Raw genomic sequence first — 21,711 nt, forward strand, 5'->3', positions numbered from 1 at the left:
ACAACAGCTGGCCTTTGGTCAGCTGTTCTACTTTATAGAGGTGAGACGAAATGGAAGCGATACATCAGACACCGATGATGAAGCAATATTTTTCAATCAAGGCGGATTATCCTGACGCCTTTGTATTTTACCGGCTCGGTGACTTTTACGAGCTCTTTTTTGAAGACGCCCAAATCGTGGCGAAAGAACTCGAATTGACGCTCACCGCGAAAAACGGCAAAAACGCCGAGCATCCGATCCCGATGTGTGGAGTCCCGCATCACTCGGCAGCCGTCTACATCGAGCAGTTGATCGAAAAAGGATTCAACGTCGCGATCTGCGAGCAGATGGAAGATCCGAAAGCGACAAAAGGCCTTGTGAAGCGGGAAGTCATCCAAGTCATCACGCCAGGTACTTACATGGCCGCGCTCGGAGACAAAGACAACCGTTATTTGGTCGCAGTCGCCAAAGTTGGTGAAACCTACGGGGTCGCCCGTGGTGACGTGACAACAGGTGAATCTTGGCTGACGACGTTGCCGACGAAAGAAGCGGTCCTCCGTGAAGTCGAAGGATTGATCCCGAGTGAGATATTAGTCGATGACGATCAGCTCGCGGACATGTTGCAGCCGCTCGGGATCCCGCTGTCGATTCAAGTCGAACGCCGGTCGAGCGAACTGTCCGCATCGGCGAAAGACGACGCCCAAGTGAGCGCGTTTGATTTGCTGTACGCCTATTTGACACGGACGCAAAAGCGGGCGCTCGACCACTTGCAGCCGGCGATCGCCTATGAGGTCGAGGCCCACATGCAGCTCGACCCGAATACGGCACGCAATTTAGAACTGTTCCGCTCGGCCCGGTCCGGAGAACGGAAAGGCTCACTCTTATCACTGCTCGACGAGACGACGACCGCCATGGGTGGACGTCTTTTAAAGCGTTGGCTCGAACAACCGCTCTATACAGAGCAAGCGATCCATGAGCGTCAAGACGCGGTCGAGAACTTACTTGACGATTTCATGCTGCGCGACCAACTCCGGGACGAATTGAAACACGTCTATGATATCGAGCGGCTCGTCGCGAAAGTCGGCTACGGGACGGCGAACGCGCGCGATCTCGTACAATTGCGCGACACACTAGCACGCATCCCGGCTTTGAGCGTGATGCTCGAAGCGGTCGCATCAAGCCGGTTGCATCATATCCATGAAGACTTGGACACGTTCGAAGACTTGGCGGCGCTTCTTGAAGCGGCGCTCGTCGAATCTCCACCGATCTCGACGAAAGAAGGCGGAATGATTCGTAAAGGCTATTCTGAAGAGCTCGATCAGTTGCTTGAAGCGAAAGCGAACGGGAAGTCGTGGATCGCGAACCTGGAGCAACAAGAGCGGATCGCGACCGGGATCAAGTCATTAAAGATCGGCTACAACCGTGTCTTCGGGTATTATCTCGAAGTGACGAAAGCGAACGCCCGTTTACTCGAAGAAGGTCGGTACGAGCGGAAACAGACGCTGACGAACGCCGAACGCTACGTCACGCCCGAGCTGAAAGAAAAAGAAGCGCTCATCCTCGGTGCGGAAGAGAAGAGCTGCACGCTCGAGTATGACTTGTTCGTCACACTGCGCGACCGAGTCAAACTCGAGACGAAACGGTTGCAACAGCTCGCACGGTCGCTCAGTGAACTTGACGTCCTGCTCGCTTTGGCGATCGTCGCCGAAAAGCGGGACTACGTGCGTCCGACAGCGTCCGCAAACGTTCAAATCGATCGCGGCCGGCACCCGGTCATCGAGACGGTTCTGCCACGCGGTGACTATGTCGCCAACGACTTGACGCTTGACGACTCGCGTCAGATGCTGTTGATCACCGGACCGAACATGTCCGGTAAATCGACGTACATGCGCCAGTTCGCGTTGATCGCGATCATGCACCAAATCGGATCGTTCGTCCCGGCCGAGGCGGCCGAACTGCCGCTGTTTGACCGCATCTTCACTCGCATCGGGGCAGCGGACGACCTCGTGAGCGGTCAGTCCACGTTTATGGTCGAAATGACCGAGACGCGCCAGGCCGTGACCGAGGCGACGGCGAACAGCCTGATTTTGCTTGATGAGATCGGGCGCGGGACGTCGACGTATGATGGGATGGCGCTCGCGCAAGCGATCGTCGAATATATCGCCTCCTCAATCGGCGCGAAGACGCTGTTCTCGACGCATTATCATGAGCTGACCGTCCTCGAAACGACGATCCCGACGCTCGAGAACGTCCACGTCCGCGCCATCGAACGCGACGGACGCGTCGTCTTCTTGCATGAAGTTCATCCAGGCAAGGCCGACAAGTCTTACGGCATCCACGTCGCGGAACTGGCCGACTTGCCGCAATCGCTCATCGAACGAGCCCGGACGATCTTAACAGAGCTCGAACAAGAGAAAGAGCGGGGCGCTGCCCCGACTGACCCGATAACGAAGAAGTCGAGCGATGAAACCGCTCAGCTCTCTTTGTTCGAGACAAAAGATGAGTTAAAACAACAATTGCTCGAGCTCGATCTTTTAGCGATGAACCCGATCGAGGCGATGCAGGCGCTCTATGCGCTCCAACAGTCTGCGAAGAAAGGGTGAGTCGATGGGAATCATTCAAGAGTTGTCAGAACAGTTAGCCAACCGGATTGCGGCTGGGGAAGTTGTCGAACGACCGGCATCGGTCGTGAAAGAACTCGTCGAAAACGCGATTGATGCCGGCGCGACGAAAGTGGAAGTCGAGCTAGAAGAGGCCGGGATCCGGCTCATCAAAGTGCGGGATAACGGCCACGGCTTTTATGAGGATGACGCGGCCCGTGCTTTTTTAAGACATGCGACGAGCAAGATACGAGACGAACATGATTTGTTCCGGATCCGGACGCTCGGATTCCGGGGCGAGGCTCTCGCCTCGATCGCATCGGTCAGTCACGTCACGTTAAAGTCGCGCCGGGCTGATGAGGCCGGCTTTGAGATGACGCTACATGGCGGCGTCGTGATCGAGCAAACACCGACTGCTGCGAACGTCGGGACAGAGATCACGGTCAGTCAATTGTTCTATAATACGCCAGCCCGTTTGAAATACTTGAAAACGTCTGCGACCGAGCTCGCGAGCATCACCGACACGTTGAACCGGATCGCCTTGTCACACCCAGAAGTTCGATTGACGGCTTTCCATGAAGACAAGGAGCTGCTCCGAACGAACGGGAACGGGGACATCAAGCAAGTTATGCTCGCGATCTACGGTCGGCAAGTCGCCGCCCAAATCGTGACGGCGTCGAGCAAGACGAATGACTACAGCTTGAGTGCTCACCTCGTGCGGCCCGAAGTGACGCGTTCAAATAAACAGTATGTGACTTTGATCTTGAACGGGCGGAGCATCAAAAATTTCGCGCTCACACAAAGCGTGCTCGAAGGCTATCATACGCTTCTGCCGATCGGTCGTTACCCGATCGCTGTGCTCGAAGTGAACATGGACCCGATGCTGATTGATGTCAACGTCCATCCGACGAAGCGGGAAGTGCGGCTGTCAAAAGAGAAGGAACTCTGTCAACTGATCCGGGAGACGGTTCAGCTGACACTTCGGGAGCAACGGTTGATCCCGTCGGTCAAACCAAGACAGCCGTCCGTTCCGACAGAGCAATCGAAGCTTGATTTCACCGTCGAACGCTCAGACACAACAGTTGAGCCGAGCGCATGGAACTATCCGATTCCACGCGATCCGGTGACATCTCCGAGTCGCTGGTCGCCGACACCACTCGTTCAAGAGACACCGGTCGAAACAGTGCTGTCAGAAGAACCGGGGGTTGAAAAGGCGGAACGCCGGCTGCCGGCGCTCGACGTCATCGGCCAACTCCATGCGAGTTACATCGTCTGCGGCGCGGACGATGGCATGTACATCATCGACCAACACGCCGCCCAAGAACGCATCAAGTACGAGCTGTTTTATGACCAACTCGGCCAGCCTGAAAAAGAGTATCAGTTGTTGCTGTTGCCGCTCACGCTCGAGTTCACCCAACAAGAGACGCTTGCGATCGAAGAAGTCGTCCCGCTTCTTAAAGAAGCGGGCCTCGATTTAGAGGCGTTCGGAGGCAATACGTTTCTCGTCCGGGAAATCCCGACATGGTACCCGCAGCACGATCTCGAAGGGACAGTCCGTGATTTGATCGAGATGGCGATTCGGGACCGATCAATCGATATCGCTAAATATCGCGAAGAGGCGTCGATCCTGATGGCGTGCAAACGATCGATCAAAGCGAACCATCCGTTAAACCTCGAGATGATGCGACAGTTGATCCGCGACCTTGGCGAGACGACGTCTCCGTATACGTGTCCACACGGACGTCCGATTTTAGTGAAGTGGAGTACGTATGAACTCGAGAAGTTGTTCAAACGTGTCATGTGACAAACGTTGTAATCTTAATTTAACCGACTGTAACGTTTATGGATGCTTAGCTATGGGAACAATATACACATGTCGTCAAACACATCGAGGTTGAGAGGTGGAGTTCACACTGCCTCACCCTCAAGATGTAGACATGATTCATAAACCAGTAGGGGGAAATGATTATGACAGACACGCTTAAAGTAACGACACGAGAATTACGACCACGTTCGGTTCGAACAAACTTACGTAAAGAAGGAAAAGTACTTGGTGTCGTTTACGGCTACAAAGTCGAAAGCACACCAGTCGCGTTTGAAGAAATGGCATTGCGCAAGATTCTCCGTGAACACGGAGACAACGCCTTGATCGAACTCAACATCGACGGCAAGAAAGTAAACACACTCGTTCACGGGACGGAAGTTGACCCGTTCACGAACACATACAAGCACGTCGAGTTCATGGCAGTCAAAATGGATGAGGCAACTGAAGTTGAAGCAGACGTCACACTCGTCGGCGACGCGAAAGGTGTCAAAGAAGGCGGCTTCTTGTCGCAAGCACTCTATAAAGTCACTGTTTCGGCAACACCTGCTAACATCCCAGAGCGGATCGAGCTCGACGTTAGCAAGCTAGAGATCGGTGACTCACTCACAGTTGCTGATATTCCAGAGAATAAAGATTACGAAATCTTATCTGAAGGCGATCTTCAAATCGCATCAGTGAACGAGCCGGTAGCAGTCGAAGAAGAGGAAACTGAAGGTGAAGAAGCTTCAGCTCCAGAAAAATCGACTAAAGCATCGACTGATGAGACGACAGAGTCTTCTGAGAAAGAATAATTGGTTTCATGCGGCCCTTTACGAAGGGTCGCTTTTTTTAGTCACAAATCCGACAAATGTAACCGATTACGATGTGAAAAGTATGTCAACAGTTCGAATGGGCAGTTGCAAAAATGTCGCTCCGGGCTTATATTGTTAATGATTTCACATGTTTGTTCTTATTATATGGTTCATTTAAACAGAAAGAAGGGTTTGTGACATGGCATCAATGGAAATCCATGCACTCGAATCATTACGGAAGAAAGCACAGGCTTCCTCAGCGATGATTCACTATCGGCCGATGGAATATTTTTTACGGGCAATGCTCGCGGGGATTTTTATCGGGTTCGCATCAATCTTCACATTAAAAGTCGTCAACGGCATGTATCTTGTAGATTCACCATTTACGACGCTCATCGGGGGATTCTCGTTCGGGATCGCGCTCGTCATGATCATCTACGGAGGCGCTGAACTATTTACCGGGAATACGATGTATTTTACGACTTCAACGATGCGTGGCTATACGACGCTGAGTGATACGATGCTCGTCTGGTTGCTTTGCTTCGTCGGGAACGCGCTCGGCGGCATTCTTTTCGCCTTGTTGCTCGCGCCGACTGGAGTCATTCAAGAGCTCGGCATGAACAACTGGTTATTTGCCGTCGTCGAGAGCAAGATGCATCATACGACAGTCGAAATCTTTTTTAGAGCCATCTTCTGTAACTGGATGGTCTGTCTCGCCATCTTCTTGCCGAAACAGATGAAAAATGAATTTGCCCAAATCTTCTCGATGATCTTCCTAGTAGCCGTCTTCTTTGCTTCAGGGTTTGATCACGTCATCGCCAACTTCGTCTTGTTCGCACTCACACTCGTTGTTCCGCATCCAGAAGCAATCAGCTTTGCTGGAGCCATCCACAACTTGATTCCGGCTACGTTCGGAAACATTATCGGAGGCGCGTTATTCATGGGAGCGATCTATACATGGTTGAACGCTAAAGGATTGCGTGAAGCACAAGAGTCAGAGCAAGAAGAAGTCGAACTGAAAATCGTCAAGCCAGCCAAAGAAGTATGACATACATCACGAAACGCACAGTCGAGCCCACATCAGGGATTCGGCTGTTTTTTTACGTTCGGGATCGGTTGCAACTGTCACAATATCGACGTGCCTCAAATCGATAAAACGTGACATAATCTATATATAGAATTTTTATCGGTTATCAGCCGTTAAATAATCAATATATAGCGAGGTGATGCGGAGTGAACATGCTCCAGCTTTATAACGATGTCTGTGTGCTACCAGATCAAGATTTGATCCAAGAGAACGCCAACGTCGACGGGAAGTCGCCACTCGGCAAACTAGCGCGCATATCTTCAGAAGTGTCAAAACAATTATCGACCACGTACCTATTGTCGGAACGGTCACGTCTAGCGATCCGTGATAACTACTTGTATGTGCATGACGCCGATTACTATGTGACCGGATCGACGACGTGTTGTCAAATCCCGCTCGGAGAGTTACTCGCGAACGGGTTCCACACCGGACACGGGACGATTCGTCCCCCGCAGGACATTCGTTCGGCGCTGGCGCTCGCCTCGATCATTCTTCAAGCGAATCAGAACATGCAGCACGGGGGACAGGCGTTCCCGATGTTTGACGTCGATCTCGCTCCTTACGTCGAGAAGACGTATGAACGTCAACTCGAGCGGTTGAACGGACTACCGATTGAGCTGACGGTGGAGCAACAACAGCAGATTGCTGAAGCAGAAACCGTATCGGCGACGTACCAGGCGTGCGAGGCGTTTATCCATAACGCCAACTCGATGCATTCGCGCGGCGGCGGTCAAGTTCCGTTCGTGTCGATCAACTACGGCACCGACACGAGTCGGTGGGGACGGGTGTTTATCCGCGAGTTATTAAAAGCGACAGAGCGAGGATTAGGCAACGGGGAGACGCCGATTTTCCCGATTCAAATCTTCAAAGTAAAGGAAGGCGTCAATTTCAATGACGGGGACCCGAACGTCGATTTGTTCCGCCACGCATGCCGCGTGACGGGCAAGCGGTTGTTCCCGAACTTCTCGTTCGTCGATGCGCCGTTCAACCTTCAGTACTATGACGGGACACATGCTTCGGAAGTTGCCTATATGGGCTGCCGGACGCGGGTGATGGGAAACCGTCATGGGGCAGAGACGTCGATCGGAAGAGGTAATTTATCGTTCTCGACGTTGAATTTAGTGAAGATGGCACTCGTGTCATCCGATATCGAGTCGTTTTATAAGACGTTGGATGGATTCGTTGACATCGCCATCGAGCAATTGCTCGAGCGCTTCGACTATCAATGCAAGCGACATGCGGACGAATTCCGCTTTCTTTATGCGCAGCACGTCTGGCGGGGGAGTGAGACGCTTTTGCCTGAATCGGAATTACGAGACGTGTTAAAACAAGGGACGTTGTCGCTCGGCTTCATCGGTCTCGCCGAAGCGCTACGCGTCCTCGTTGGCGGGACGCACGTTGAATCAAGAGAAGCAGAACGTCTCGGGCTTGATATCGTGACCCATCTCGCGGAACGGATGAGGCAGGCGGGAGACGATCATGATTTAAACTTTTCGCTACTGGCGACGCCGGCCGAAGGATTGTCCGGGAAGTTCGTGTTAAACGATCAACACGAATTCGGGATGATCGCCGGTGTGACCGATCGCGCGTTTTATACGAATTCGTTCCACGTCCCAGTTTATCAACACGTCTCAATCCGGGACAAGGTTCGAATCGAGGCACCATACCACGCCTTATGTGACGCCGGACATATTACGTACGTCGAGGTCGACGGTTCGCTCGCCCATAACCCGGAAGCGGTTGAATCGATCGTGCGGCTCATGCGGGCGCATGACGTCGGCTATGGCTCGATCAATCATCCGGTCGATCGTTGCGGGAGTTGCGGTCTAGAAGGAATCATCGACGAGTCGTGCCCGACGTGCGGGGAACGAGATCAGATCGAGCGGATCCGTCGTATCACCGGTTATTTGGTCGGGACGATGGATCGATGGAACTCGGCGAAACGAGAAGAAGAACGAGCGAGGGTGAAACATCATGCGCGTCCTATCCGTACTTGAAGAATCGGTCGTCGATGGTCCGGGCATTCGAACCGTGATTTTTACAGCAGGCTGTCCGCATCGTTGCCCGGGCTGTCACAACCCTGAATCGTGGAATCCGCGAGGCGGTCGTGACATCTCGGTCGAAGAGTTGTTGGACCGTGTCGAGACGGCCGCATGGGAAGGCGTGACCATATCGGGCGGTGAGCCGTTCCTGCAACCGGCTGAGCTGTCGGAGGTCGTGCGCGGTTGCAAGACACTCGGGAAGAACGTCTGGATCTATACTGGCTACACGTTCGAAGCGCTACAACAGCTAGAAAATGAGGACATCGACATCGTCCTTGACCACGCCGACGTGCTCGTCGACGGGCGTTTCGAGCAGCCGCTCATGGACCGCTCGCTCCGTTTCCGGGGGTCGAGCAACCAGCGGATCATTTTTCTGAACAAAGCGTGATCGGGGCGACAACGCCCCGATTTTTTGTATACTAACAAAAAAGGGGGAAATCATTATGAAATGGTGTAGCTATGAAATCGAAGGGGAGACAAGAGTCGGGGTGGTCGAAGCGGACCAAGTATATGATGTCAGTGATCAACTACATACGAACTCATTGTTAGAAGTAATTGCTCGCGAATTTAAACCGGATATCGATCTAGACGTCGCAAGCGTACGAGCGCTCGAAGACGTCAAACTTCAAGCGCCATACCGGCCGCTGAAAAATGTCATCTGCATCGGGAAAAACTACGAGGAGCACGTGAAAGAGATGGATACGGCGGGAGCCGGTAAGCTCGTCATCTTCACGAAAGCACCGACCTCGGTCGTCGGTCCTGATGCCATCGTCGAGCGTCATGCAGCGCTTACCGACCAACTTGACTATGAGGGCGAGCTCGCCGTCATCATCGGAAAGTCAGGACGCGACATTCAAGACGTCGAGGACCACATTTTTGGGTATACCATCATTAACGATATTACGGCACGAGACGTGCAAAAGCAGCACGTCCAGTTTTTCCGCGGCAAGTCGTTCGACACGTTCTGTCCGTTCGGACCATTTATCGTCACGCCGGAAGAACTCGAATTTCCACTGTCAATCCGCACAGACGTGAACGGGGAAAACCGTCAGCTCGGATCGACAGATGACATGATCCGACCGATCGATGAACTGATTCGGACGCTCTCAGCAGGGATGACGCTCGAAGCGGGTGACATCATCGCGACCGGGACGCCAGCCGGGGTCGGACATGGGATGAAGCCACCGGTCTACCTCCAGTCCGGAGACCGGGTCGAAGTGACGATTTCCGGGCTCGGCACGTTACGGAACGACATCGTCTGACGAAATTGACGCAAATTGTGAAGAATCTTGTAATCGTTCCGTCAATTCCATGAAACGGTGCCGGCTTCTATTATACTCAGGGTAGAAGTTAGAGGAAACATCATTGAGGAGATGACATGTTATGGAACGAAATGATCGGCCAAATGAACAAAATCGACATGAAGATTGGTTAGATACAGAGCTAGGTTCGTCAAAGCGGGCGCCTGAGCCTCCGCAAGCAGAACAAGTCGCTCGGCCCTCTTTCATGAGCCGGATGTTCCCAGGGTTCATCGGCGGCGTCGCCGGGGCGTTGTTGACCGGTGCGATTGCGTTACCGTTTATCGATCAAGCACCTGACGTCACGTCGAATACGAATGTGACGTCAGACGGGACACCTGTCCAAACCTCATCGAACATCAAAGACACATCGGTCACCAATGCGGTCGCGGTGGCACAACCGGCAGTCGTGACCGTGAACAACTTCGCGGCGAGCGGATTCTCGAACGAAGCGGTCGAAGCGGGTGTCGGATCAGGGGTCATCTATAAAAAAGAAAATGGCTCGGCTTACATCGTCACGAACCATCACGTCGTCAATGGCGCCGACCGTCTGACCGTCACGTTCAACGACGGTTCAACTGCTGATGCGAAGCTCATGGGAAGCGATGCGACGTACGATTTGGCCGTGCTCGAAGTCGACGCGGACAACGTATCGTCTGTGATTAAGATCGGGAAATCGAGCGAATTGAAACCGGGGCAGACGGTCATCGCCATCGGTAACCCGCTCGGACAGTTTGAGAACTCGGTCACACGCGGGATCGTCTCTTCGACGTCGCGTCTCGTACCGGTCGATACGGACGAGAACGGACAAGCGGACTTTAATGCCGAAGTCATCCAAACGGATGCGGCCATCAACCCCGGTAACTCTGGTGGGGCGTTGATCAATGAATCCGGTCAGTTGATCGGGATCAACTCGATGAAAATCGCGACCGATTCTGTCGAAGGGGTCGGCTTCTCGATTCCGGTCGACATCGCGTTGCCGCTCATCAATCAAATTGAGCAGACCGGCGAAGTGAACCATCCGTCGCTCGGTGTCTCATTGCGTGACGTTAATGAGTTCCCGCCTGGTTATTTGACTGAACAGATCAAGCTACCGGAGTCGGTGACGGCCGGGACGATTATCGTCGACGTGCAGGCGAACAGTTCGGCGGCGGCAGCGGGCCTTGAGGCTCGTGACGTCATCGTCAAAATCAACGATCAACCCGTGTCCTCGTTCATCGATTTGCGGAGCGAATTGATTCGTGACACGGACGGCGTCGTCACGATCGAGTACGTCCGGGACGGCAAGACCGAAACGGTCGATGTCGAGATTCAAAATGCGAACGGAGACGCGTTGTAAAGATGGGCACGATGCCCATCTTTTTTGTTATGCTTAGAAAAAGGAGGGGATAACGTGATTCGTAAGTTATACGGTGTGTTATTTTTAGGGGCCGGCATCATGCATTTCGTTCAAGAGCGCGCCTTCATGTCGATTATTCCGAAATCATGGCCGTTCAAGCGCTTCATGGTACAGGCTAGCGGTGTGATTGAAGTCGTCTATGGCGTGTTGTTGCTCTTGAACAAAGGGACCGGTTTCGTCAAGAAGACGTTGCCAGCTTTTTTGATTGCCGTGTTCCCGGCAAACATCAATATGGCACTCAAACCATCCCGGATCGGGGGCAAGACGTTACCAAAATGGGTGACATGGGGTCGACTGCCGCTGCAATGGGTGTTGATCAAAGGCGTCAAGAAACTGTGACTACATAACGGGGGAATCAATCATGACTACGAACGTACTGAACTGGTTCGAGCATTTTCATGCTCATCCGGAAGTGAGTTGGAAAGAAGAAAAGACGACGAAGACGATTGCGGACATCTTGGCGTCATGGAACGTGCGTCACGAGACGTTTGACGACGTGACGGGTGTTATCGCTGAAATCGGCACCGGTGCCGACGTTATCGCCGTCCGAGCCGATATCGATGCCTTATGGCAACAAGTCGACGGAGAGTTCCGGGCCAACCATTCGTGCGGCCACGACGCCAACATAAGCATGGTGCTCGGCGCGCTCGAGCTGTTAAAGGACGAGGCGCTCTCGAAACGGATCCGCTTTATCTTCCAACCGGCGGAAGAACAAGGTAACGGCTCGCTCGCGATGATCAATAAAGGGGCACTTGACGATGTCAGCCACTTGTACGGCATTCATTTGCGCCCGCTCGAAGAGCTGAAGCGCGGCCAATACGCCGCTGCGATTCAACACGGCGCCGCTTTGTTCTTGAAAGGACGGATCATCGGGGACGATGCCCACGGTGCGAGGCCACACCAAGGTCAGAATGCGCTCGACGTCGTCTTCACGATTCAACAGATGTTGAAAAGCATCTATCTGTCGCCGTTTGAGCCGCATTCGATCAAGCTGACCGGTGTCCAGGCAGGAAGTGACAACATGAATATCATTCCGGGCAACGCCACGTTCTCGATTGACGTGCGGGCCCAGCAAAATAAAGAACTGCTCGAGCTTCGTGACCGTCTCGAGACGATGTTGCATCAAATTAGCGTGCTGCATGGCGTCGAGATCGAGTTGGAATGGCAAGACTTCACGCCGGGTGCCGAGATCGGGAAACACTCGAGCCGGATTACAGCAGAAGCGATCATCGCACTCCATGGCGAGGACGCGCTCGTCAATCGCATCGTGACGTCGGGAAGTGACGATTTTCATTTTTACACGGTCGAGAAACCGGGACTCGATGCCACGATGATCGGGATCGGGGCAAATTTGACGCCGGGACTGCATCACCCGCAGATGACGTTCGACCGCGACGTCTTGCCTGAAGGGGCGGCTTTGCTCGCCGAGACGCTACGCCGAGCGGTTGCAATACTATAAAGTGAAACGAAATGGACGGGGCGTCAGCTTGCCGTCCATTTTTTTGTTGCCAACTCCTCATGTAAGCGTTATCATAATTTCATTAGCGACAATATAACGACAATTCTGAATTTTCGCTAACGGGGAGGAATTTACATGGAACTGCAGGGGAACAGGCAAGACATGAAGCTTGGTTGGGCGTTGTTGCCGCTACTTGTCATGATTGGGGTCATGCTCGTCGCCATCGTCAAACTCGAGCAAGGGCCACACATCCCGCTCATCGTCGGGACGGCGACCGCTTCGCTTGTCGCGTGGCGTCACGGCTACAAATGGAAAGACATCGAGGAGATGATGTACAAGGGGATACGGCTCGCCTTGCCGGCGGTCGTCATCATCATCTTGGTCGGTTTGACGATTGGCGCCTGGATCGGGGGAGGCGTTGTCGCCACAATGATATATTTTGGGTTGAAGATCATCTCGCCGGCCTACTTCCTCGTGACGATCTGTCTCATCTGTGCGGTCGTTGCTTTATCGATCGGCAGTTCGTGGTCGACGATGGGGACGATCGGTGTCGCCGGGATGGGCATTGGGCTCAGCATGGGGATTCCGGCGCCGATGGTCGCAGGTGCCGTCATCTCGGGCGCCTACTTCGGCGATAAGATGTCGCCGCTGTCGGATACGACGAACCTTGCGGCCGGTTTGACGCATACGAACTTGTTCGTCCACATCCGTCATATGCTTTATACGACGATTCCAGGACTCATCATCGCGCTCGGCGTCTATTGGTGGCTCGGGACGCGTTTCAATGATACGGCGACGAATCCTTCAGATATCGTGCAGACGCTCGGCATTTTGGAGGACAGTTTCGTCATTTCGCCTTGGTTGCTACTGATTCCGCTCGCGGTCATCGTGCTCGTCACGAAAAAAGTACCGGCCATCCCGGCACTCGTCGTCGGGATCGCGCTCGGCTTCCTGGCCCAAGTCGTCATTCAAGGCGGATCGCTCTCGGATAGCGTCGGTGCGCTTCAAAGCGGCTATGTGATCGACACCGGCAATGAGCTCGTCGATAATTTATTCAGTCGAGGTGGGCTCGACGCGATGATGTATACCGTCTCGATGACGATCGTCGCGATGACGTTCGGGGGGATTTTGGAGTATTCGGGGATGCTGCAATCAATCATGAACCAGATCGTCAAACTAGCGAAGACGGCCGGCTCGATGATCGCGTCGACGATTCTTGCCGGGATTGCGACGAACGCGACGTGTTCCGAGCAATACATATCGATCGTCGTGCCGGCACGCATGTTTGCCGGGGCCTATGAGAAGATGGGGCTCCACTCGAAGAACTTGTCCCGGGCGCTCGAGGACGGCGGCACGCTGACGTCAGTGTTCATCCCGTGGAACACGTGCGGGGTGTTCATTCTCGGGACGCTCGGTGTCGGGGCGTTCGAGTACGCGCCTTACGCCGTGCTCAACTTCGTCGTCCCGGTCATCTCGATCATCTATGCGTTCACAGGATTCACGATCGAACGGATCACGGTGTTGCAAGCAGAAACACAAGTCGAAGATCAAGCGGCATTATAAAAATTTCCCGGCCCTCTAGGCCGGGAAATTGAATTTATAGACGGCACGGGGGCGGCCTTGGGCGTAACTCATTTCTTCACCAATGACGCTGACAAGGTATGCGTCGTGTAGTTTTTTGATGAGTCGCTCGGTCGTCCGTCGCGAGACGTTCAAGTAGTCGGTCAGCTCTTTGGCGGTGAACTCGAGTTTGCGTTTCGAGAATCGGATGATCTTGCCGGCGTTGGCCGGGCTGATGCCGACTTGTTTGACGATATCGAACGCAACTTCTTCGGTCACACGGTAAGAAGTCACGTCGTCGCGTTTCGGGAAAGACAATCGCTTCGAGTCGTCAACGATGCGGACTCGTTCGTCGGTGGCTGCAGACAAGGCGATTTGTGCATGTTCGTAAGCTTGTTGGTATTGGGTGCCGTAGCCGATCCCGATTGAAGAGTCAAAAGACGCGGGGGCGAGCGTGTTTTCTTCGAGGGCGCTGATCGTCTCGCCTTTCGTCGTCAACAGAGCGGTCGAGGGACCGTCCGTCGTTTCGAGATGTCCGCCGATATAGTGAACCGTTGCCAAATGGTCGCGGAGCGCCTCAGAATCGGTATCATATAAAATGATTGAAAATTGAGCGTTGTCCGCCAATAGTTGCCGAACACGTTGAATCAGTTGCTCGAGATGGTACCGGATCGTACTCGGCGGCTCGATCATGAGCTGACTCTCATAGCCTTGCTCCTGCAATTGGCTGTGGACACGCTCGATGCTCGTCAAGGCCAAGTTCGTTTGAGCGGGTTGTAAGTCCGCATGAAACGCGAATACGTCTTGAAAGTCGACGTCAGGATGAATCTTCATTAAACGAGGTGGTGTCGTCACTGCGGGGAGGGACGATAAAATCGCCGCCAACCGTTTCGGCTCGATCACATCGATCGACACGTGTTCGAGGGAGACGGCACGAGTGAGCGCCGCCGACAGGAGCGTCGTCAACAGCACGGTCTCGTCTTGGACGACGTGGTGCGCCATATTCGTACTGAGATAAGGCAGCGCGTACGAATAAGGGAACGATCCCGAGAAGAAGACGCCGTCGAACGAACCGAGCTGTTTGGCGATCGTGGCCGCCTCGTGCGGATGTTGATACGTATAGTAGGCGAAGCGAACATCTTCATAATCAGGGGCCAGCGCTGTGATGGTAGCGACGAAGTCGGCTGAACCGACGATTGCTAAATGAAGCGACATGCGAAAACTCCTCCTTGCAATTTAGCGACTATTTAACGACAATATATACAATGAACTTTTAAATGTAAAGGAGCACTTATCATGAAACTAGAAAAAATAGAACTGTTTGCGATTGAACTACCGCTCAAAGTCCCGTTCATCGTCAGCTACCATCGCTATGACGTCATGCCGTCGGTAATCGTCAAGATGACGACCGAATGCGGTCTCGTCGGGTACGGTGAGGCGGTTGCCGACGAACACGTGACGGGCGAGTCGCTTGAGAGTACGATCAGTGTCATTCGCCACTTGCTCGGTCCACTGTTGATCGGACGGAACCCGATGCATCTAGAACGGATTCACGACGAGATGGACCGGGCCATCCGTGACGTTCCAGCGGCCAAGGCAGCGCTCGACATTGCTTGCCATGACTTGATCGGGAAGAAGCTCGGACAACCCATCTACGAGTTGCTCGGCGGACGCTATCACGACGCCTTCCCGGTCACACACGTCTTAAGTATCGGTGAGCCTGAAGCGATGGCGGCGGAAGCGTCGGAACAGGTCGCAGAAGGTTACACGGCCGTCAAAATGAAAGTCGGCGTCGATGTCGCCTCGGACGTCCGTCGTGTCGCGGCAGTAAGGCAAGCGGTCGGTCCTGACGTCCCAATCCGTGTTGATGTCAACCAAGGCTGGGTAAACGCGGCGAAGACGCTGCAGGCGATGCGTAAGCTCGAACCGTTTGATATCGATTGGGTCGAGCAACCGGTCAAAGCCGACGATTTTGAAGGAATGCTCGAAGTTAAAGGCAAAATATCGGTCCCGCTTATGATTGACGAAGGGGTACGGGGTGTCGCCGACATGCGCCGCTTGACGATGATGCAAGCGGCGCATAAAGTGAACGTGAAATTGATGAAGTGCGGCGGCATCTATCCGGCGAAAAAACTCGTCCATATGGCCGAGATGTCCGGTATCGAGTGTCAAATCGGCTCGATGGTCGAATCGTCGATCGCTTCGAGCGCGGGCTTTCACGTCGCGTTCTCGAGTAAAATCGTTCAATCGGTCGAACTGACCGGCCCGCTCCGGTTCGCTACGGACGTCGGCAATTTGACGTACGATTTACCGTTCATCCGCTTGAACGACCGTCCGGGTCTCGGTGTCGACGTCGATGAGGACGTGCTCCGTCGCCTGACGACCGATTACTATGAAGTCGGAGGCGCCGATCATGTGGCACGGTGAATGCAATGGACTTGAACTCGACGTTCGGCATTTGACCGATATGGACTTGACGGCCATCGAAGCGGTGCAACAAACCGTGATTGCTGATCTTGCCGAAGGTAGCCATTACCAAGCGCTCACGACAGACGAATTCATGAAGCTGTTGTCGGATCAGACGATCATCGGCGCGTTCCACAAAGATGCGTTGATTGCGTTTCGGGCGTTGCTCATCCCGCCGCTCGATGACGAACATTTAGGTCGTGACATCGGGCGGCGTGAGGATGAACTCGATCGCATCATCTACCAAGAGGTGACGAACGTCGATCCGTCTTATCGGGGCTACCGTTTGCAGCAACATTTAGGGAAGCTGTTGATGGAAGAATTGAGCCAAGACGAGCGGTTTGACCTCGTCTGTGCGACCGTCGCCCCGTTCAACATCCCGAGCTTGAAGGACAAGTTTGTCCTGGGCCTAAGAATCGGCGCACTCAAACAAAAGTATGGCGGTAAACTTCGTTATATCTTTATGAAAGAACTGCATACGGGTTGGCGACCGTTAGGTGAGACGGCGTGGCTTGAGATGAGTGATACGGACGGCCAAGTCGAATTATTGAAGACGGGTTGGTACGGCACGGCGATGAAACGAGTCGACGAGACGTGGCTTATCCAATATGAACGGTAAAAATGGCCTGATCCATGTGATCAGGCCAAACGTGTTTAGTCGAGGATAAATAAAATGTCATCGGCAAGTTTTTCATACGTCCGATCGCTCGGGTGGAACTGATCGCTTGCGAGGTCTCGGGTGACGTCGCTCACGTACGCGAACGGATCGATCACGTCGATGCGGTAAGTATTCCCAAGGTTAGCCGCCGCAGCGTTCCAGTCGAGAATCAGCTGGTTGAACGCCTGTCCGTTCGTGTTCTCGGGGAACGGGTTGTAAAGCGCGATATAGACGATTTGAGCCGTGTCGTTCAGACCACGGATTTCTGCAAAGATATCATTTAAGTTTGCTTTAGCGTCCGTGACGACTTGTTCGATATCGACAGATTCGAAGTTATCGACGTTTTCGCCCCGGTTGAACAGGTCGTTGCCGCCGATCGTGAGCGTGATGTAGCGGGCGTTTTTGATTGTCCGCTGAACTTCCGGCTGAGCGAGCTGAGCGAGCAGGTCCTCGGTGCGTGCCCCCGATATGGCCAAGTTTTGTGTGCGGATATCTTGGTCTTCGAGAGCTGCGCTGACCGGTTGAACGTAACCGGCGCCTGACGTCGAACCGACGCCGCGTGTGATTGAATCACCGAGAGCGACGAAAATTTCGCCGTCTGGTTCAGGTCTCGTATCTTCGCTGACCGAGAGCGTACGCTCCGGCGGGTTGACGATGTCTTGATACCCAATCCAAAGACCAAACAAGGCCGTTGCCGTCAACAAGACAGAGCCGATTAAAAAGGCATACCATTTCCCATTTTTCATCTGATGACCTCACTTTCTATGTAACCATCATATCAAATATATTTGAACCTGCCCTATGTGAATGTTCGAATAGGACAGAAGCGGACGAGTCCGCTAGAATAGAGTTGAGGTGAGACGATGCAACCAACATTGAAAATAGACCATTTGACAAAAGTAATCGGGAAAAAAACCATCATCGACGATATCTCGTTCGATGTGTTTCCTGGGGAAGTGTTCGGCTTTTTAGGACCGAACGGTGCTGGTAAGACGACGACGATCCGGATGATCGTCGGCTTGATCAAACCGACGAAAGGGTCCGTCTCGATTTGCGGTTTTGGCGTCGAGCGCCAGTTCGTCCAAGCGATGAACCAGATCGGGGCGATTGTCGAGAATCCCGAGCTGTATAAGTTTTTGAGTGGCCGCGAGAACTTGAACGTGTTCGCGCGCATGTTACCGGGTATCACGGAGGCCCGGATTCAAGAAGTGATCGACCTCGTCGATTTGACGGCCCGGATCGATGACAAAGTGAAGACGTACTCGCTCGGGATGCGCCAACGGCTTGGAATCGCGCAAGCGATGCTCAACAACCCGCGTGTCTTGATTTTAGATGAACCGACGAACGGGCTCGATCCGATGGGTATCCGTGATTTGCGACTGTTTATCCGTCGCCTCGTCGAAGAAACCGGACTCAGTGTGCTCGTTTCAAGCCACATCTTGGCGGAAATTGAGTTGCTCGCTGACCGTGTCGCCATCATGTCGCGCGGCAAGATTGTGAAAGTCGGTACCGTTCAAGAGCTGATCAATGAATTGGCGTCGACGGTCGACGTTCACGTGGCGGACAGTTTTGAGGTGTTGCCGATTGTTCGTGGTTTTGAATCGATCGAGCAGGCGGACGTCGTCGACGAACGGACGATCCGTGTCTCGATGAACTTAGAAGACACGGCCCGATTAAATCGTTATTTGCTTGATCGAGATGTGGAAGTCTTTGGTCTCGAACGACGTGTTCAGACGCTCGAAGAACTGTTTATCACATTGACCGGGGGTGACCATATTGTCTAATCCATCTTTACTCGGCCTGATTCGTAACGAAGTGTTGAAGATCCATAATAAGCGACGACTATTGGTCGTCTCGGTCATCCTCGTCGTACTCGTCTCGATGTTCACGTACGCCAACTATCGTCAAATCGAGAAGCAGCGTGAAGAGCAAGGGACGATCGACTGGCGTGTCGACTTGCAGCAAGAGATCGTCGATACGCAAAACCGGCTCGCCTCGGCGAACGTCCAAGACGAGTTCCGGCAAATCCTCGAGTTCCAAGTGCAACAAAACCAATACTACTTAGATAACGACATCAACCCGAGTTATCCTGGGGCGCCGACGTTCATGCGTGTCTTCTTCTCCCAAGGGACGACGCTCGTCCTGCCGCTGTTCATCATCGTTCTGATGGCAGACATCGTCAGCGGCGAGCATAACGACGGGACGATCAAGACGCTGTTGTCACGTCCGGTCCGGCGCTTTAAGATTTTGTTGGCGAAATGGATGACGACGCTGTTGTACACATCGATCCTCATCTTCATCACGGCGTTCGTCAGTTATGCCATTTCAGGGATCGTGCTCGGATGGGACGGTTGGACCGCACCGATCTTGACCGGATTCCAGGCCTCAGCGACCGGGACGTTCTCGACCGACTTCGTCCATACGCTGCCGATGTGGCAATACTTGCTCATGTCGGTCGGTCTATCGTGGTTCGTCGTGGCGGCCGTCGGTACGATCGCACTCATGATTTCGGTCCTCGTCAAAAATACGGCGACCGGGATCGGGATCATGATGGCCATCCTCATTTCGGGACCGCTCCTCACGTCGCTCGGTTCGAACTGGGACAGCTCGAAATACTTGGTGAACGTCAACTTCGGTCTTCATACCTATCTCGAGGGACAAGCCCCGCCGATTGATGGGATGACACTGCCGTTCTCGCTCATCGTCATTTTCGTTTGGACGCTCGCGGCGTTGGCGTACGCGTTCTATCACTTCACCCAAAAAGATGTCTATTAAATGAGAAAGTGTCACCATCCCGGTGACGCTTTTTTTATACGGTTGAAAGCACTAAACAGGAAGACTGAATAGGTTAAATGTCTCAATAGTTAGAATTGTCAAAATAATCAATAAGTTGGATTCCTTAACTGTGGGAAACTATGTAAAGTAAGAGACACCACATAAGGAGGGAAACACATATGAAAAAAGTTTTATCGACATCATTGATCGCAGGCGTCTTACTCGTTCCACAATTCGCCGGGGCGGCAGAACTGAAGACAGGCACGTTGACAAAACCATCGACTGAGGCGCCGGCGACGATCGTCAAAGAGTTCGCCAAAGCGAAAGGAGAATTCAAGACGATCGAATCGAAGCGCGACAAAGTCGGACAAGTCGTCAAACTCCAACAGACGGTGGACGGTGTTCCCGTATTCGGCGGTATCGTCGTCGGAGTGGTCGACGAGGCCGGACAATTGAAGACGGTCGTCGATGACACGAAACAACTGAAAGGACTACATAAATCGATCAAACTGAACGAACGAAAAGCAGTCGCCCGCTATAAAGAACTTGTCGGTCATACAGGCGCCTACGAGCTCGAGCCGGCAGCGGAACTCGTCATCTACCCGAACAAAGGTGAAGCGGCTTATGCCTATGAGGTGACCGGGACGATCCTCGATGCTGAGGAACCATCACGTTGGACGTACTTCATCGATGCGGCGAGCGGCGAGGTGTTGAACAAATACAACCAGTTGGCTCACGCCAAACCGGCGAACGGCGTCACAGGAACGGCGTTTACCGGAACGGGGATCGACGTGCTCGGACAGAGCCAAACGTTCAAGACGACGAAGAGCGGTTCATATTACTATTTACAAGACTCGACGCGCGGTAAAGGCATCTACACGTACGATGCCGGCAACCGGACACGTCTTCCCGGATCACTTTGGGCCGACGTCGATAACGTCTTGAACACGACGTATGACCGGGCCGCGGTCAGTGCGCACGTGAATGCGACTAAAACGTACGATTTCTTCAAAAACACTTACGGCCGCAATAGCTACGACAACAACGGGGCGGCTCTCAACTCGACGGTCCATTACAGCCGCAGTTACAACAACGCGTTCTGGGACGGCAGCAAGATGGTTTACGGGGACGGGGATGGACAGACGTTCACTTACCTCTCGGGTGCGCTCGATGTCGTCGCCCACGAGTTGTCACACGCCGTCACCGAGTACACGGCCGGTTTGATCTACCAGAACGAATCGGGTGCGATCAACGAAGCGGTGTCTGATATCTTTGGTACGGTCGCCGAATACAGTGTCGGATCGAACTTTGACTGGTTGGTCGGGGAGGATATCTACACGCCAGGCGTTGCAGGGGACGCTCTACGTTCGATGTCGAACCCGGCCGCTTACGGTGACCCGGATCACTATTCGGTGCGTTATACAGGAACGCAAGACAATGGCGGTGTCCATATCAACTCAGGAATCGTCAATAAAGCGGCCTACTTGTTAGGTAATGGCGGATCGCATTACGGTGTCTCGGTCCAAGGTGTCGGCGTCATGGAGATGGGGGACATCTACTACCGCGCCCTCACGGTCTACTTGACACCGACTTCGAACTTCTCGAGTCTTCGCCAAGCGGTCGTCCAATCGGCTAAAGACCTTTACGGTTCGACGAGCACACAAGCCGTTGCTGCCGCGAAATCGTTTGACGCGGTCGGCATCTATTAATCGGAATCAATTAAGTAGACAGACATCTCTTCCCGCGCGGAAGAGATGTTTTTAGTTTAGTAG

General features: G+C 53.4%; 18 protein-coding genes. 16 read left to right on the forward strand and 2 right to left on the reverse strand.

Annotation, left to right across the window (positions count from 1 at the left end; translation table 11 throughout):
- The first annotated feature begins 50 nt into the window (after positions 1-50).
- From mutS to nhaC, 11 genes are all read left to right on the forward strand, one after another.
- Entirely contained in the window at positions 51-2,582 is a 2,532-nt protein-coding gene (gene mutS / locus EVJ29_RS09100) for a DNA mismatch repair protein MutS (protein WP_131489808.1), read from the forward strand.
- A gap of 4 nt (positions 2,583-2,586) precedes the next feature.
- Positions 2,587-4,383 carry a DNA mismatch repair endonuclease MutL gene (gene mutL / locus EVJ29_RS09105; protein WP_131489983.1) on the forward strand — a complete coding sequence of 599 codons (1,797 nt, stop codon included), beginning with the start codon at positions 2,587-2,589 and terminating at the stop codon, positions 4,381-4,383.
- 164 nt (positions 4,384-4,547) lie between these two features.
- Positions 4,548-5,195, forward strand: a complete 648-nt coding sequence (locus tag EVJ29_RS09110; RefSeq protein WP_070327370.1) for a 50S ribosomal protein L25/general stress protein Ctc — start codon at positions 4,548-4,550, stop codon at positions 5,193-5,195.
- Positions 5,196-5,403: 208 nt separating this feature from the next.
- The gene (locus EVJ29_RS09115; RefSeq protein ID WP_070327936.1) at positions 5,404-6,243 is read left to right on the forward strand and encodes a formate/nitrite transporter family protein; all 840 of its coding nucleotides are present in this window, start codon (positions 5,404-5,406) and stop codon (positions 6,241-6,243) included.
- Positions 6,244-6,434: 191 nt separating this feature from the next.
- The gene (locus tag EVJ29_RS09120) at positions 6,435-8,279 is read left to right on the forward strand and encodes an anaerobic ribonucleoside triphosphate reductase (RefSeq protein WP_131465184.1); all 1,845 of its coding nucleotides are present in this window, start codon (positions 6,435-6,437) and stop codon (positions 8,277-8,279) included.
- Complete coding sequence (gene nrdG / locus EVJ29_RS09125; RefSeq protein WP_070327369.1) at positions 8,257-8,712, forward strand: anaerobic ribonucleoside-triphosphate reductase activating protein; 456 nt, start codon at positions 8,257-8,259, stop codon at positions 8,710-8,712. The genes EVJ29_RS09120 and nrdG overlap by 23 nt, the downstream gene beginning before the upstream one ends.
- 55 nt (positions 8,713-8,767) lie before the next feature.
- On the forward strand, positions 8,768-9,586 hold the full coding sequence (locus EVJ29_RS09130) for a fumarylacetoacetate hydrolase family protein (protein WP_131443861.1): 819 nt from the start codon (positions 8,768-8,770) through the stop codon (positions 9,584-9,586).
- Between the two features lie 121 nt (positions 9,587-9,707).
- Positions 9,708-10,961, forward strand: a complete 1,254-nt coding sequence (locus EVJ29_RS09135; RefSeq protein ID WP_131465182.1) for a S1C family serine protease — start codon at positions 9,708-9,710, stop codon at positions 10,959-10,961.
- Positions 10,962-11,015: 54 nt separating this feature from the next.
- A complete protein-coding gene (locus EVJ29_RS09140) occupies positions 11,016-11,360 on the forward strand; it encodes a DoxX family protein (RefSeq protein WP_173647363.1) in 345 nt (114 codons plus the stop codon).
- 22 nt (positions 11,361-11,382) lie between these two features.
- A complete protein-coding gene (locus tag EVJ29_RS09145) occupies positions 11,383-12,480 on the forward strand; it encodes an amidohydrolase (RefSeq protein ID WP_131489807.1) in 1,098 nt (365 codons plus the stop codon).
- A 162-nt stretch (positions 12,481-12,642) separates the two neighbouring features.
- A complete protein-coding gene (gene nhaC, locus EVJ29_RS09150) occupies positions 12,643-14,043 on the forward strand; it encodes a Na+/H+ antiporter NhaC (RefSeq protein WP_370246370.1) in 1,401 nt (466 codons plus the stop codon).
- Between the two features lie 15 nt (positions 14,044-14,058).
- Here the strand turns inward: nhaC and EVJ29_RS09155 are convergent, their stop codons facing one another.
- The gene (locus EVJ29_RS09155; RefSeq protein WP_131489806.1) at positions 14,059-15,255 is read right to left on the reverse strand and encodes an HTH domain-containing protein; all 1,197 of its coding nucleotides are present in this window, start codon (positions 15,253-15,255) and stop codon (positions 14,059-14,061) included.
- 81 nt (positions 15,256-15,336) lie between these two features.
- On the opposite strand from EVJ29_RS09155, the gene EVJ29_RS09160 reads away from it, so the two are divergent.
- A complete protein-coding gene (locus EVJ29_RS09160) occupies positions 15,337-16,467 on the forward strand; it encodes a mandelate racemase/muconate lactonizing enzyme family protein (RefSeq protein WP_131465174.1) in 1,131 nt (376 codons plus the stop codon).
- On the forward strand, positions 16,454-17,125 hold the full coding sequence (locus tag EVJ29_RS09165) for a hypothetical protein (protein ID WP_131489805.1): 672 nt from the start codon (positions 16,454-16,456) through the stop codon (positions 17,123-17,125). The genes EVJ29_RS09160 and EVJ29_RS09165 overlap by 14 nt, the downstream gene beginning before the upstream one ends.
- A gap of 35 nt (positions 17,126-17,160) precedes the next feature.
- Here the strand turns inward: EVJ29_RS09165 and EVJ29_RS09170 are convergent, their stop codons facing one another.
- Positions 17,161-17,910, reverse strand: a complete 750-nt coding sequence (locus EVJ29_RS09170) for a GDSL-type esterase/lipase family protein (protein ID WP_071397395.1) — start codon at positions 17,908-17,910, stop codon at positions 17,161-17,163.
- A 117-nt stretch (positions 17,911-18,027) separates the two neighbouring features.
- On the opposite strand from EVJ29_RS09170, the gene EVJ29_RS09175 reads away from it, so the two are divergent.
- The 3 genes from EVJ29_RS09175 (at position 18,028) to EVJ29_RS09185 (ending at position 21,648) form a co-directional block, all read left to right on the forward strand.
- Positions 18,028-18,948 (forward strand): ABC transporter ATP-binding protein, encoded by a 921-nt coding sequence (locus tag EVJ29_RS09175; protein ID WP_070327361.1) that lies wholly within the window; start codon positions 18,028-18,030, stop codon positions 18,946-18,948.
- Positions 18,941-19,939: an ABC transporter permease gene (locus tag EVJ29_RS09180; protein ID WP_070327360.1), complete on the forward strand. Its 999-nt coding sequence runs from the start codon at positions 18,941-18,943 to the stop codon at positions 19,937-19,939. Before EVJ29_RS09175 ends, EVJ29_RS09180 begins: the two co-directional genes overlap by 8 nt.
- Positions 19,940-20,118: 179 nt before the next feature.
- Positions 20,119-21,648, forward strand: a complete 1,530-nt coding sequence (locus EVJ29_RS09185) for a M4 family metallopeptidase (protein ID WP_131465170.1) — start codon at positions 20,119-20,121, stop codon at positions 21,646-21,648.
- The last annotated feature ends 63 nt before the right edge of the window (positions 21,649-21,711 follow it).

Source organism: Exiguobacterium sp. SH4S7, from assembly GCF_004336795.1.
Lineage (GTDB): Bacteria > Bacillota > Bacilli > Exiguobacteriales > Exiguobacteriaceae > Exiguobacterium > Exiguobacterium aurantiacum_A.